Genomic DNA, 13104 nt, shown 5'->3' with positions numbered 1-13104 from the left:
TTCCCTGCAAGGCGGAACGGCGTACGGGCTACTCGACGATGCAGCGCAGCGTCATCTGCACCAGGTGGTCGGTGTCGTCGACGCCGGGCATCGGCTCCCCGGTCAGCGCGCGGACGATCAGGACCCCGGCGAGCCACTGCACCATCAGCACCGGGTCGGCGTTGTCCCGGACGCGCTCGCCGCGGGCCCGGGCGCGCGTCAGCGTCGCCTCGGCCTGGTCGACGCGGCGCTGCAGGAAGGCCCGGTAGAACACCGCGAACTGCTCGTCGCGGTTCATCTCGGTGACGGCGAGCCGGACCAGGGCCACTCCCTCGGGAGTGTTCACGAACGCCAGCGCGTCGCGGTAGACCTGGCGCAGGTCGCCCGCGATCGAACCGGTGTCCGCGTCCGGGATCTCGACGTCGAACAGGTCGGCCAGCGCGTCGTTGGCCAGCTGGTCCTTGCTGGCCCAGCGCCGGTAGATGGTCGCTTTGCCGACACCCGCCGCCTCCGCGACGTCGTCGACGGTCATGCCGTCGAAGCCGCGCTCCAGCAGCAGCTGGACGGCGTACCGCCGGATCCTCGGCTCGGCGTCCGGGTCCCGTGGCCGGCCCCGGCGTGGTTTGTCCCCGCTGTTCGTTCCCATCGGTCGTGTTCCCCAGCTCGGACGGTCGCAGTGGCGCGGCTGCGGGCCGTGTGGTGAGGCCAGAGTGCCACACATGACCCGCTGTCACCTGGATGTCACCTGACCGACCGCTTTGTCACATGCCTGAAACATCCGGACCGATCGGCTGAAACGGCGCGCCGACACCGTTTGCGGTGTGGCGCTGCGTGGGCTTCCCGGCGTTGTGGAGAACTCCTCGATGAGGACGCGGGCCACCCCAGATCGATGGAAGGGATGACGTTGATGGAGATCAACGCCGGCGATACCGCCTGGGTCTTGGTCAGTGCCGCCCTGGTGTTCTTGATGACACCGGGCCTGGCTTTCTTCTACGGCGGCATGGTGCGCGTCAAGAGCGTGCTGAACATGATGATGATGAGTGCCATCACCATCGGGGTCGTCACCGTGCTGTGGGTGGTGGTCGGCTACTCGCTCACCTTCGGTGGTGACAACGGTGGGGTGATCGGCAACTTCTCGGTCGCCGGCCTGAAGGGACTGATCGCGCCCGACGCGGTCAGCGGCACCATCCCGACGCTCGCCTACGTCGGCTTCCAGCTGATGTTCGCGATCATCACCCCGGCGCTGATCTCGGGTGCGATCGCCGACCGGGCGTCGTTCCGCGGCTGGATCGTGTTCGTGGCGCTGTGGACCTCGCTGGTCTACTTCCCGGTCGCGCACTCGGTCTGGTACCTCGACGGCGAGGGCGGCGGAGGCTTCATCGGCACCGGCATCAAGGCGATCGACTTCGCCGGCGGTACGGCGGTGCACGTGAACGCCGGTGCGGCCGCGCTGGCCCTGGCGATCGTGCTGGGCAAGCGGGTCGGCTGGCGCAAGGACCCGATGCGGCCGCACAGCCTGCCGCTGGTCGTGCTCGGCGCCGGCCTGCTGTGGTTCGGCTGGTTCGGCTTCAACGCCGGCTCCGCCCTGACCGCCGGTACGACGGCCGCCGTCACCTTCGTGAACACCCAGTGCGCCACCGCGGCCGCGGTGATCGGCTGGCTGATCGTGGAGCGGATCCGGCACGGCAAGGCCACCACGCTGGGCATGGCCTCCGGCGCGGTCGCCGGTCTGGTCGCGATCACCCCGGCCTGCGGCGCGCTCACCCCGGTCGGCTCGCTGATCCTCGGTGTCGTTGCCGGTGGCATCTGCGCCTTCGCGGTCTCGCTGAAGTACAAGCTGGGCTTCGACGACTCGCTCGACGTCGTCGGGGTGCACCTGGTCGGCGGGCTCGTCGGCTCGCTGGCGATCGGCTTCCTCGGCACGGCCGCGGCGCCGTCCGCGGTCGACGGCCTGTTCTACGGTGGCGGTGCGGGGCAGCTCGGCCGGCAGGCGCTGGCGAACCTGATCGTCGGGGTCTACTCCTTCGTGGTCGCCTTCGTCCTGGCCAAGCTGATCGACCTGACGATCGGCTTCCGGATCAAGGAGGACGACGAGGTCACCGGCATCGACCAGCTGGAGCACGCCGAGTCGGCGTACGACTTCCTGGCCGCGGGCTCCGGTCTGCGCGGACCGGCCACGGTGGTGCGCACCCCGGCACCGGCCGAGGTGCAGGACACTCCGGAGAAGAAGGACTCTTCTGAGAAGGAAGGTGCGAACGCATGAAGCTGATCACCGCGGTGGTCAAGCCGCACAAGCTGGAGGACGTCCGGACGGCGCTCGAGACCTTCGGGGTGACCGGCATGACGGTCACCGAGGCCAGCGGCTACGGCCGGCAGAAGGGCCACACCGAGGTCTACCGCGGCGCCGAGTACGAGGTGGACCTGGTCCCGAAGGTCCGGCTCGAGGTCGTCATCGAGGACGGTGACGCCTCCGACGTACTGGACGTGATCGTCAAGGCCGCGCAGACCGGCAAGATCGGCGACGGCAAGGTCTGGGTGACCCCGGTCGAGACGATCGTCCGGGTCCGCACCGGCGAGGTCGACGGAGACGCGCTGTAGATGGTGGACCGGGCAGCACAGCGGCGCGCACGGGCCGAGGAGGCCGACGCGCTGCTGTACCTGCTCCTCTCGAAAGCCTGCGACGCCCTCGGCCTGAGTAAAAAAGGACAGCCCACCGAGGGCGTCGCGCTGGTCGCCGTCGGCGGCTACGGCCGGGAGGAGCTTTCGCCGTACAGCGATCTCGACGTGATGCTCGTGCACGTCGAGGGGTACCCACGGGTGGACGAGCTCGCCGCACAGATCTGGTACCCGCTGTGGGACTCGCGGACCAAGCTGGACCACAGTGTGCGCACGTTGGACGAAGCACGTCAGGCAGCTGCTGACGATGTACGTGTGGCGCTGGGGCTGCTGGACGCGCGGCACGTTGCCGGGGACTCGCACCTCACACTGCAGCTGCGGTCCGTGCTGATGGCGGACTGGCGTCGTACGGCTCGTGATCGCTTACCTGCTTTGGCTCAGGCGTGCCGGGATCGGGCTGGGACGGTCGGGGAGCTTGCGCACCTGGCCGAGCCGGACCTGAAGGAGGCGTACGGCGGGCTGCGGGACGCTGTGGTGCTGCGTGCGCTGGTGGCGTCGTGGCTGGTCGACGTACCGCATCCGGTGGTGGAGCGGGCCCGGCAGGATCTGCTCGACGTACGGGATGAGCTGCATGCTGTTGCTGGGCGGGGAACCGACCGGCTGGTTGCTGACGTGACGGGCGATGTCGCTGCTGGGCTTGGCCTGCCGGACCGCGACGCGCTGCTGCGGCACGTGTACTCGACCGGCCGGACGCTGGCGCACGTGTGTGACGTGTCCTGGCGGCGGATCGAGAGCCTGGTGGCCAGGCCGCCTCGCTCGCGGCGTCGTCGTACTGGTGGGCCGTTGCTGCTTGCGCTGGACGAGGGGGTCGGGCAGCACGAGGGTGAGGTCGTGCTGATGCCGGATGCCCGGCCGGAGCGCGACGCTGCACTCGGTCTGCGGGCTGCTGCGGTTGCTGCTGACAGGGAGCTGGTGCTGTCGCCTTCTGTTGCTGCACGGCTTACGGCTACTGCTGCTGACCTGCCGGAGCCCTGGCCGGGGGAGGCCCGGCGGCTGTTCTGTGCGCTGCTCGGTGCTGGGCCGGGACTGCTCGAGGTCTGGGAGACGATGGACCAGACCGGCTACATCTCTCGCCTGTTGCCGGAGTGGGACACCGTGCGCTTCCGGCCGCCGCAGTCGGCCGTCCACCGGTACACGGTCGACCGGCACCTGCTGGAGACCTGTGTCGAGGCGTCGTCGATGGTGCGCGACGTACGGCGTCCGGACCTGCTGCTGGTCGCTGCGCTGATCCATGACCTGGGCAAGGCGGTCGAGGGCGACCACAGCGTGACCGGTGCTGCTATTGCCGCGGTTGTGGCGCGTCGGCTGGGCTTTGGCGAGGCTGAGGTCGACACGATCACGCTGCTGGTGCGGCAGCACCTCATGCTCGCGCAGGTGGCGACCCGGCGGGATCTGGACGACCCGATGACGGTTGACCTCGTTGCGGGGATTGTTGGTGACACGGAGACGTTGGACCTGCTGGAGGCGTTGACGTACGCCGACGCGCGGGCCGCAGGGCCTGCAGCCTCGTCGCCGTGGCGTTTGCGGCTGGTGGGGGAGCTGGCTCGGCGGGTGCGTGGTGAGTTGTCCGGGGGCGGTGCGGGGTTGTGGAACGAGACTCCGCCGCTGCCGACGCCGGAGCTGCACCAGGTGGTCGGCGTGGGACGGCTGGGCGTGACGGTGTCGGAGCACCACGGGGATCTGCGGGTCAACGTGGCTGTGCCGGACCAGGTGGGGACGCTGTCGACTGTGGCCGCCGTACTGGCTGTGGAGCGGCTTGCTGTGCGCTCTGCGGTGATCACGTCGGTCGAAGGGCTCGGCATCTCGTCGTGGACGGTTGCTGGATCGGCGCCTGACCCCGTGCGGTTGCGGGACCGGCTGGCTGTGGCCCTGCGCGACAACAGCGACCTCGTACGGCGCCTGGCGGCGCGCGACCCTGCTCGCAAGGGGCCGGCTGCCCGTGTCGATTTGTTGCCGGAGGCCTCTGAGACGGCGACCGTGCTGCAGGTGAGGGCGCACGACCGGCCCGGGCTGCTCTACGACGTCACGGCGGCGATCGCTGCGACCGGCGCGGACATCCGGTCGGCGCACGTGGGGACGCTGGGGGCGGAGTGTGTCGACGTGTTCTACCTGACGGATTCCCACGGCTCGCCGCTGGAGGACGAGGACGCGCGGGTGACGGCCAAGACCGTCTTGGATCGCCTGACCTCTTAGTGTCTGCGGTGTGGATGTCGTAGAGGCCTTTCAGCTGCAGGCGACCGCGTGTGAAGAGCTCGGCTCGCCGCTGTACGCCGACCTGCTCCGCCGGCTCGTGGATGACTACGAGCTCGGTGGAGTCACCACCCGCGTGCTGGCCGGGCACGAGCAGGACCCGGGACCGTCGGCGCTCGCGCTGCGGTTGCTGGGTTCGGTGCACCGGCTCGTACTCGCCAGGGAAGCGCCGGAACTCGCCGTGTTCTACCCGAGCGCCGGCGGTGAGTGGGACCCGGTTCTCGGGTGGGAGGCGTTCGAGCAGGTGCTGCAGTCGCGCGGCGCCGAGCTCCAGAACCTGTTGGACCAACCGCCCCAGACCAACGAGGTCGGCCGGTCGACTGCGCTGTACGGCGGGCTGCTGCGGCTCCACGAGGTCGTCCCGCTGCCGGTCCGGCTGTTCGAGATCGGGGCATCGGGCGGGCTGAACCTACGCGCGGACTGCTTTCGGTACGAGGTCAGGTCGCCGGTCGCGCCGACTACTTCGCAGTCCGGGCCTACCTCCTCGCCGGACGCGCCGACCACGTCGTCGGTAGGCCGGGCGACCTCCGAGGCCGACCCCTCCACCTCGGGTGTTGACCTCACGACCTCCCAAGTCGGCGCCACCCCGAGCAGTCCGGCAGCCGAGCAGGCTCCAGCCGAAGCTCTCGTCTTCGGCGCCCCCGACAGCCCGGTCGTCTTCACCGACGCCTGGTCCGGCCGCCCGATGGTCCCCGCGCCCGACCTGCGCATCGCCGAGCGCGTCGGCAGCGACATCAACCCGGTCAACCCGCTGACGCTCGACGGCGAGCTCACGCTCACGTCGTACGTGTGGCCGGACATGCTCTCCCGGCTGGAGCGGTTGCGCGGCGCGCTGGGGGTTGCCCGGGTGGTGCCGGCCGACGTTCGTCGCGAGAACGCCGTCTCGTTCCTGCGCAACCTCGAGCTGTCCGAGGGGCACGTCACGGTCGTCTGGCACTCGGTGATGTGGCAGTACCTGACCGCCGACGACCGGATCGTCGCCGACGCGGCGATCGCGGGCCTGGGGGAGCGGGCGACCGCGACGACCCCACTGGCGCGGCTCTGTCTCGAACCGATGCGGCGCACGCCCGATGCGCCGTACGAGTTCTTGATCGTGCTGCAGACCTGGCCTGGCGGCGTACGGCGTGTTCTCGGTCACGCGGCGCCGCACGGGCTGCCCGCGGTCTGGGAGTGAGGCTGGATTTCCAGGTGAGGAACTCTTAGTCTGAGCCTTAGTTAGGTAAGGCTTACCTAATTCAGACGAGAGGATTCCGCCCAGATGATCCGTCGTACCGTCCTGACCCTCGCCGCCGCTACCGCGCTGGCCGCCGGTCTGGTCAACCCCGCCCACGCCGCGCCCGGCAGCGCGAGCAACCTCGGCAAGAGCCTGAGCGCGTCGAACGCGACCGGCCTGGCCGCGCCCGGCGAGACGATCACCGTCACCGGCAGCGGGTACAACCCGAGCCACGGCTACTACGTCGCGCTGTGCGCGGTGCCGTCCGACTACAGCTACGGCACCAAGCCGAGCCCGTGCGCCGGCGGCGACGGCCAGGGCGGCACCACCGTCGGCCCGTCCGCCTGGGTCACCAACAGCCCACTCGGCGGCAGTGCGTCGTACCCGATCGCGGCCAACGGCACCTTCACCGCCCAGATCCGGGTCGCCGAGGTCAACAACGGCCTCGACTGCAGCGACCCCGACCTCACCTGCGCCATCGTCTCCCGCCGAGACCACTTCGCTGCGAACGACCGCACGGGCGATGTGTACATCCCTGTCTCCTTCAGCTGACTCTGCGGTCGATGAGACCAAGGGCTTCTCCGTTAGGTCTCCATCGGCTTGGTAGCTGAAGATCCGACGCCGGTCCGGCTGACCTCTTCTCAGTCGGTCAGCCGACCGGTCCTCGGCCGGTGGCAGCTGTCAGGTGGCTGCAGCCCCCGGCCGAGCAGTAGCGAGTTCTCGGCTCGCCACTGTCGGCCCCACCCGCGCATGGCGGCCCGGGTGGGGCCTTCTCCTCTGTCAGAGCTTCAGGTCAGAGCGTCGACGAGCGTGTCCGTCAGTTCGGCCGCGTACTTCCCGTCCGGATCGAGATCCGGGTCGAAGATCCCGATGTCGATCCCCACGCATTTCTCTGACGCGAGCAGCGGCCTCAACAGCTCCCTGAGCTGCTCATGCTGAATCCCACCCGGATCCGGACTGTCCACCGCCGGCATCACCGAGGCGTCGAGGATGTCCACATCCAGATGCACCCAGAACCCGTCGAGCGCCTCCATCCGCTCCAGCACCTTCCCCGGCGCCTCCCCATCGATCTCACCCGCCCGCCAGGTAGCGATCCCCACCGACCGCAGCTCCTCCAGATCCTCGTCGTCCTCCCGAATCCCCAGCAGCGCAGCATCCTCATCCCGCACGTACGGCGACAACCCCTCAAGATCCGCCAGATCCGCCTGCCCCCGCCCGGTCACCAACGCCAAGGCCTCCCCACCAGCAGCCCCCACGTACGGCGAGTTCTCGACCGTCCTGAAGTCCGAGTGCCCATCCAGGTAAACCACCCCGAACCGCCCCCGCCGCCGCAACGCCACCGCAGGCCCGAGCAAATTGCTGCACTCCCCACCCAGCAGCACGACAAAGTTGCCCTCATCAACCAACCGCCCCACCCGCTCGGCAACCCGCAAGCTGTACTCCGCGATCCCCGCCGCATTGAAAACCCCGTCCCCAGGCTTCCAGTCCCCCCGGTCGTACCGAGGCGGCGTCACACACCCAGCGTCCACAGCCCCGATCCGCCCCAAGAACCCCAGATCCCGAAGCGCCCCTGCCAACTTGTAGCAGCCCGGCACAGTCCCGTCCTTGGGCGGCCGCAACCCCAAGTTAGAAGGCCCATCCACCACAACCCGCCGCTTGACCACCAAACACCCCTAACCATTAGCTCAACCAGTAGCGGTTAATCCTGGGCGCCCCACCCACCCCTGTCGATCACAATCCCACCCGCCGATCCACCCGCGCCTACCGCCGTCGCCGATCGCCCCGGCCAACGCTCCCGCTAGGGCACCCGCCCAGTCCGCCCCGCCCCGCTCCCGCTGTCACTCACCCGCTGCCAACGCTCCGGCGCATCGACCCGCTGCCCTGCCTGACCACCTCGCCCCGCTCCCCGCGCGCCCTGCCCCAACCGCGGCCGCCACCCCGTGGCTCCGGCCGCAGGCGCCTGCCCGCCCAAGACCCGCATGGCGTCCTCCCCACCACCGGCCCCCCGCCGCTTTCCCTCGCCCTCCACCTCCCTCTCGTTCTTCTCTCCCTCCGCCCCGCGCTCGTTCCTCCCGCCCTCCGCCCCGCGCACCTCCGGACAACTGCCCAAGCCCCGCGATGCTTGCCCGTCGCCGACCCCACCCGCCTCCACCCGACCACTAGGCCCGAGATCGCCGATCCCATAGCTCGCCCGAGTGCCCTCCTGCGACGGCATCTCCCCACCGCGCGCAGGCCTCTCGACCCGATCATCCGCGTTAGGCGCCGGCAACGCCGCCAACTTGTTGCCCTCAGCAACTCGCACGACCTCGGCGTTGGCACCCTCCGCCGGAAACACCCGCCCGGGCGTCGCCCGGTAGTGCCGCCGGATCTGGTCGACCTTCCTGTCGAGCTTCGCGCGGATGTTCGCCGCGACCGCCTGCCCGATGCCGGAGTCCCTCACGTTCTTCAACCCCGGCCACGCCGGATGCATCATCGTCTCGATCAACGCGGCCCGAACCGCCAGCCGATCCCCCGCCCGATCCGGTACGACGTCATGCAGCCGGTTGCGCAACACCCCGTCGGCCAACTGATCGAAGTGCATGACGCCTGGTCCGCGCGTTCCTTCGGTGATCAGCTCGGCGAAGGTCTTTCGTGGGCCGGACGCTTGCTTCAGCAGATCCTCGACGGCGGCGAAGGCGGCGGGATAGTGCGGCCTCGGCAAATCCAGTCCCGGGTACCCGCACTGGCGAGCGAAGGCTCGGAAGTCTTTCATCGCGCGAACCTCGGCGAAGCCCTCCATCGCACCCAGCGAGTGTTCGGAGCGTACGGCGTTGGGCTGGTCCGGGGCGTCCGTCCACATCTGGGCGTGGGTCGCCTCGTGCAGAACCGTCGCCAGCGCTTGCGCTTGTTCCGCGGGGTGGGTGACGTGCCCCGAGCCTTTCAGATGCCGTAGGACCAGATGGTGTGACAGGGCGATGCGGCCGGTCGACGGGTTGAATCCACCCCAGGTGTCGCCCTCGGTGGCATACAGATCGCCGTTCCACCGGTTGGCCACTGTGGGCCGGAGGGTCTGAGCCAGGCCGTACAACCGTTCGAACTCGCGATAGACCGGCGACCACCGCGGAACGAGCGTCGCGCCTGGAATCATCGGTCAGTCAGTGGCCGCGGGGAGGATCTGCCGGCCAGTTCGGGTTGCGCAGCGCGTTCTCGATGTGTTCGAGCGAACGTGTCATCGCCTGGATGTGCGGAGCCTCGTCCTCGGTCGCGCGGGCAGCGATCGCGAAGATCTCCCGGCGTGCCTGCTGGATGGCCGCGATCCTCTCCTCGGCGCTGCCGCCACCTTCGTACGCAGCGGTGGCCACCACTCCTGCCTCGTGGTAGAGCGCACTCCACTGCCGGGGCGGCTCCGGCGGCTCGGCCAAGGAGGCAACCAAGTACTCGGCCCAGTCGCGGTCCTCCGCACCGGTGTCGCCCGGGATCAGCTCCCGGAGCTTGGCCTGCTCGGCCGCGACATCAGCCTGATGCTCCTCTACCTGAAAGCGCGCTTCCGTGTACGCCGAGTTGAACTTTGCGATGTCGAGTGGCACTGGTGCTCCGTCGGTGGAGGTCGTCGAAATGAAGGTAGCGGGATCGACTTCAACGGCGCGGGAGTTATCCACAGCCAAGACTTGTCGGTCGCCTGGTCCCAGCGACGCTCGGTCGGACGTTGTGTCCGCGATGTTGCTGGCGCGCCGGCTCCGCGCACTCCTTGCCCCAGGGACGGTCGGGTCGACGTCGCTCTGGATGCGGGAGGCTGGGCATCGAGGAAGCGCATTTCGACGACGGGGCCGGGGGAGGCCCGCTCGGGTTGAGCTGGTCGATCTCCACCCGTGGACAGCTCGACTGCAGCCGGGTTCGGTGCGTCGGACGGGTACGGCGTTTGAGGTGTGCGTCCGTAGTGGTGGCGGGTCTTGTCGACCTCGGAGTTGAGGTGCTGGCGGATCTCGCCTACGAGGGCCAGGCCGGATCCGGCTGGGCGTTTCAGCAGGGTTGGCCAGAGTGGGTTCGCGAGGCGGGTGATGAGTGCTGCCTTCACCGCCTGCTGGTCCTGCGGGCGGCTCGGGACGACGTCGGCGAGTCTGTTGCGGACGACGCTGTCGGCCAACTGGTCGAAGCGCATGGCGCCGGGGCCGCTGGTGAGTTCCTTGAAGAGTGTCTGGCGGTCCTTGCTGGGGCCTGACACCTGAGCGACCAGGTCGTCCATCGCCGCGAAGGGGCCGGGGTACTGCGGTTGGGCGAGGACCAGGCCGTGATAGCCGGCCACGCCCACGTAGTTGTCGAAGTCGAAGACGGCGCGGTACTCGGCGACGCCTTCCATGACACCTAGGGAGCGGTCGTCGCGGACAGCGTTGGGCTCGCCCGGTGCATCGGTCAACATCCCCGTGTGGGTCGACTCGTGCAGCACGGTGGCGAGTGCCTGGGATTGACGCTGGCGCCCGGTTTCGGCGACCGAGCCGGTCAGGTGGCGTAGAACAAGGTCCGCCGACATGTGCAGGGCGCCGGTCTTCGGATCGAACCTGCCCCACCTCGGGTCCTCGTCCGGCGCCTGGTACGTCGCGTACAGATCGCCGTTCCAGCGATCGACCGGCGTTTCCCGCAGCGAACGGCTGACCTGATAGGGGCGGGTGAACTCTCGGTGGACGGCGGAGTCGCGAGGGACGAGGCGGTCGCCGTCGGGCATGGGTCAGTCGGCCTGGCCGGGCGGATCTTCCGAAGGCCAGACCGGGTCGCGGAGGTGGTCCTCGGTGTGGTCGAGGGCCCTGGTCATCGCGCGGATCTCTGCCGTCTCGTCCTCGTCGGCGTCGTTCGCGAGCGCGAAGATCCGGCGACGGGCGTCATCGAGCGCCGCGGTCGGCGGTCCCGTCGGTCCGGAACGCCTCGGCATGAATCCGGCCGGCTTCGTGGTAGAGCGCGCTGCGCTCCGGAGGTGTCGGCGGGGCCGCGGCCAGCCCGGTGATCAGCTCGGTCGTCCAGACCGTCTCGTGCTCGGTCGCGTCCGCGGGCACCAACGCACGGAGCTTGGCTGCTCGGAGGCGACGTCGCCCGGCTCGGCGCCGGTGCGAATGCGGTCGCGAGCGCGCGAGACGGCGGTCGTGAACTGCTCGATGTCCACTGGCACGATCTTTCCCCGCGACGACGTCCGGCTTGGCAGCAACGGTATCCGGAGCGGCCGCGGGCGGGTCGGAGTTATCCACAGGTTCGGGGTGGTAGGGGTGGCCGGTAGACTCGTCGAGTTGTCTGGGTTGGACTGAAGAAACGGACTTTGCTGTGTTCGACACGCTTTCCGATCGGCTTTCTGGTGCGTTCAAGAACTTGCGGGGCAAGGGCAAGCTGACCGACGCCGACATCGACGCGACCGCCCGGGAGATCCGGATCGCGTTGCTGGAGGCCGATGTCGCCCTGCCGGTGGTGAAGGAGTTCATCGCCGCGGTCAAGGAGCGGGCCGGTGGGGCCGAGGTGCGTGGGGGGCTGAACCCGGCGCAGCAGGTGATCAAGATCGTCAACGAGGAACTGGTCAAGATCCTCGGTGGCGAGACGCGTGAGCTGCGGATGGCCAAGCGGCCGCCGACGGTGATCATGCTGGCGGGCCTGCAGGGTGCCGGTAAGACGACGCTGGCCGGCAAGCTCGCCAAGTGGCTCAAGGAGGTCAAGCACCAGACCCCGATGCTGGTGGCGGCCGACCTGCAGCGCCCGAACGCGGTGACGCAGCTGCAGGTGGTGGGCGACCGGGCCGGCGTACCGGTGTACGCGCCGGAACCGGGCAACGGGGTCGGTGACCCGGTCCAGGTCGCCAAGCAGGCGATGGACGAGGCGCGGACCAAGCAGTACAGCGTCGTGATCGTCGACACGGCCGGCCGGCTGGGTGTCGACGCCGAGCTGATGCAGCAGGCCGCGGACATCCGCGACGCGGTCACGCCGGACGAGATCCTGTTCGTCGTCGACGCGATGATCGGTCAGGACGCGGTGAACACCGCGCAGGCCTTCCTCGACGGCGTCGGGTTCGACGGGGTGGTGCTGTCCAAGCTGGACGGCGACGCCCGCGGTGGTGCCGCGCTGTCGATCGCGCAGGTCACCGGCCGCCAGGTGATGTTCGCCAGCAACGGCGAGAAGCTCGAGGACTTCGACGTCTTCCACCCCGACCGGATGGCGTCGCGCATCCTCGGCATGGGCGACGTGATGAGCCTGATCGAGCAGGCCGAGCGGACCTTCGACGCCGACGCGGCCGCCAAGACCGCCGCCAAGCTGCAGAAGAAGGGTGGCAAGGAGTTCACCCTGGACGACTTCCTCGCCCAGATGCAGTCGGTGCGCAAGATGGGCCCGCTGACCAAGATCTTCGGGATGCTGCCCGGCGCGGCCCAGTTCAAGGACCAGCTGGAGAACTTCGACGAGCGCGAGATCGACCGGATCGAGGCCGTCATCCACTCGATGACGCCCGCCGAGCGCACCGACCCGCACATCATCAACGGCTCCCGCCGGGCCCGGATCGCGAAGGGCTCGGGCACCGAGGTCGCCACCGTCAGCGGCCTGGTCGAGCGGTTCTTCGAGGCCCGCAAGATGATGTCCGCGATGGCCAGCGGCAAGGGCATGCCGGGAATGCCCGGGATGCCAGGCATGCCGGGGATGGGCGGCGGCGGCAAGAAGGGCAAGCAGCAGGCGAAGAAGGCCAAGCCCAAGCGCGGCTCGGGCAACCCGGCCAAGCGCGCCAAGGGTCCGGCCCAGCCCGCCGAGCCGGCGCCGGGCGAGCTGCCGGCAGCCTTCGGCGGCCAGCTCGGGAGCAGCAACTTCGAGCTCCCGGACGCGTTCAAGAACCTGATCGACGGGGACGACGACAAGAAGTAGTCCAGGTGGAGGATGCCGGGGCCCCGACCGCTACGTACGGTGAGAACCAAGGGGCCCTGGTACGCCGTACGAGTGCTGCGAACCGGGTGTGAAGAACGAGAGACTCACCGTGACCGGTTGTCCCTGAC

13 protein-coding genes are annotated in these 13104 nt (G+C 69.3%); 6 read left to right on the top strand and 7 right to left on the bottom strand.

Annotation, left to right across the window (positions count from 1 at the left end; all coding sequences use genetic code 11):
- Nucleotides 1-28: 28 nt before the first annotated feature.
- On the bottom strand, nt 29-625 hold the full coding sequence (locus tag ACLQ2O_RS34735; protein WP_425840506.1) for a TetR/AcrR family transcriptional regulator: 597 nt from the start codon (nt 623-625) through the stop codon (nt 29-31).
- 252 nt (nt 626-877) lie between these two features.
- On the opposite strand from ACLQ2O_RS34735, the gene ACLQ2O_RS34730 reads away from it, so the two are divergent.
- The 5 genes from ACLQ2O_RS34730 to ACLQ2O_RS34710 all read left to right on the top strand — a co-directional run bounded on the left by ACLQ2O_RS34730 (nt 878) and on the right by ACLQ2O_RS34710 (nt 6670).
- Nucleotides 878-2242 carry an ammonium transporter gene (locus ACLQ2O_RS34730; RefSeq protein WP_425840503.1) on the top strand — a complete coding sequence of 455 codons (1365 nt, stop codon included), beginning with the start codon at nt 878-880 and terminating at the stop codon, nt 2240-2242.
- Nucleotides 2239-2577, top strand: a complete 339-nt coding sequence (locus ACLQ2O_RS34725) for a P-II family nitrogen regulator (RefSeq protein ID WP_184795999.1) — start codon at nt 2239-2241, stop codon at nt 2575-2577. The genes ACLQ2O_RS34730 and ACLQ2O_RS34725 overlap by 4 nt, the downstream gene beginning before the upstream one ends.
- Complete coding sequence (locus ACLQ2O_RS34720) at nt 2578-4848, top strand: [protein-PII] uridylyltransferase (protein ID WP_425840499.1); 2271 nt, start codon at nt 2578-2580, stop codon at nt 4846-4848.
- Between the two features lie 10 nt (nt 4849-4858).
- Nucleotides 4859-6079, top strand: coding sequence for a DUF2332 domain-containing protein (locus ACLQ2O_RS34715; protein ID WP_425840496.1), 1221 nt, complete (start codon nt 4859-4861; stop codon nt 6077-6079).
- Between the two features lie 84 nt (nt 6080-6163).
- On the top strand, nt 6164-6670 hold the full coding sequence (locus tag ACLQ2O_RS34710; protein ID WP_425840493.1) for a hypothetical protein: 507 nt from the start codon (nt 6164-6166) through the stop codon (nt 6668-6670).
- A 236-nt stretch (nt 6671-6906) separates the two neighbouring features.
- Here the strand turns inward: ACLQ2O_RS34710 and ACLQ2O_RS34705 are convergent, their stop codons facing one another.
- The 6 genes from ACLQ2O_RS34705 to ACLQ2O_RS34680 form a co-directional block, all read right to left on the bottom strand.
- Entirely contained in the window at nt 6907-7632 is a 726-nt protein-coding gene (locus ACLQ2O_RS34705) for an arginase family protein (protein ID WP_425840490.1), read from the bottom strand.
- Between the two features lie 284 nt (nt 7633-7916).
- The gene (locus ACLQ2O_RS34700) at nt 7917-9152 is read right to left on the bottom strand and encodes a hypothetical protein (protein ID WP_425840488.1); all 1236 of its coding nucleotides are present in this window, start codon (nt 9150-9152) and stop codon (nt 7917-7919) included.
- A gap of 100 nt (nt 9153-9252) precedes the next feature.
- The gene (locus ACLQ2O_RS34695; RefSeq protein WP_425840485.1) at nt 9253-9684 is read right to left on the bottom strand and encodes a hypothetical protein; all 432 of its coding nucleotides are present in this window, start codon (nt 9682-9684) and stop codon (nt 9253-9255) included.
- Nucleotides 9627-10817, bottom strand: a complete 1191-nt coding sequence (locus ACLQ2O_RS34690; RefSeq protein ID WP_425840482.1) for a hypothetical protein — start codon at nt 10815-10817, stop codon at nt 9627-9629. The genes ACLQ2O_RS34695 and ACLQ2O_RS34690 overlap by 58 nt, the downstream gene beginning before the upstream one ends.
- Before the next feature lie 3 nt (nt 10818-10820).
- Nucleotides 10821-11021 (bottom strand): hypothetical protein, encoded by a 201-nt coding sequence (locus tag ACLQ2O_RS34685; protein WP_425840479.1) that lies wholly within the window; start codon nt 11019-11021, stop codon nt 10821-10823.
- Nucleotides 10972-11145: a hypothetical protein gene (locus ACLQ2O_RS34680; protein WP_425840477.1), complete on the bottom strand. Its 174-nt coding sequence runs from the start codon at nt 11143-11145 to the stop codon at nt 10972-10974. Before ACLQ2O_RS34680 ends, ACLQ2O_RS34685 begins: the two co-directional genes overlap by 50 nt.
- A gap of 259 nt (nt 11146-11404) precedes the next feature.
- Between ACLQ2O_RS34680 and ffh the strand changes: the two genes are divergently transcribed.
- Nucleotides 11405-12976 carry a signal recognition particle protein gene (gene ffh, locus ACLQ2O_RS34675; protein ID WP_425840474.1) on the top strand — a complete coding sequence of 524 codons (1572 nt, stop codon included), beginning with the start codon at nt 11405-11407 and terminating at the stop codon, nt 12974-12976.
- The last annotated feature ends 128 nt before the right edge of the window (nt 12977-13104 follow it).

Origin of the sequence: Kribbella sp. DT2 (genome assembly GCF_049844575.1) — a bacterium.
Taxonomy (GTDB): Bacteria; Actinomycetota; Actinomycetes; order Propionibacteriales; family Kribbellaceae; genus Kribbella.
The sequence above is the reverse complement of the archived record's forward strand: the minus strand, read 5'-3'. Positions and strand labels throughout refer to the sequence as shown.

Bases quoted from the DNA above. Each gene is read 5' to 3' on its own strand.
- ACLQ2O_RS34735 (WP_425840506.1), bottom strand. From the start codon at position 625: ATGGGAACGAACAGCGGGGACAAACCACGCCGGGGCCGGCCACGGGAC.
- ACLQ2O_RS34730 (WP_425840503.1), top strand. From the start codon at position 878: ATGACGTTGATGGAGATCAACGCCGGCGATACCGCCTGGGTCTTGGTC.
- ACLQ2O_RS34725 (WP_184795999.1), top strand. From the start codon at position 2,239: ATGAAGCTGATCACCGCGGTGGTCAAGCCGCACAAGCTGGAGGACGTC.
- ACLQ2O_RS34720 (WP_425840499.1), top strand. From the start codon at position 2,578: ATGGTGGACCGGGCAGCACAGCGGCGCGCACGGGCCGAGGAGGCCGAC.
- ACLQ2O_RS34710 (WP_425840493.1), top strand. From the start codon at position 6,164: ATGATCCGTCGTACCGTCCTGACCCTCGCCGCCGCTACCGCGCTGGCC.
- ACLQ2O_RS34690 (WP_425840482.1), bottom strand. From the start codon at position 10,817: ATGCCCGACGGCGACCGCCTCGTCCCTCGCGACTCCGCCGTCCACCGA.
- ACLQ2O_RS34685 (WP_425840479.1), bottom strand. From the start codon at position 11,021: ATGCCGAGGCGTTCCGGACCGACGGGACCGCCGACCGCGGCGCTCGAT.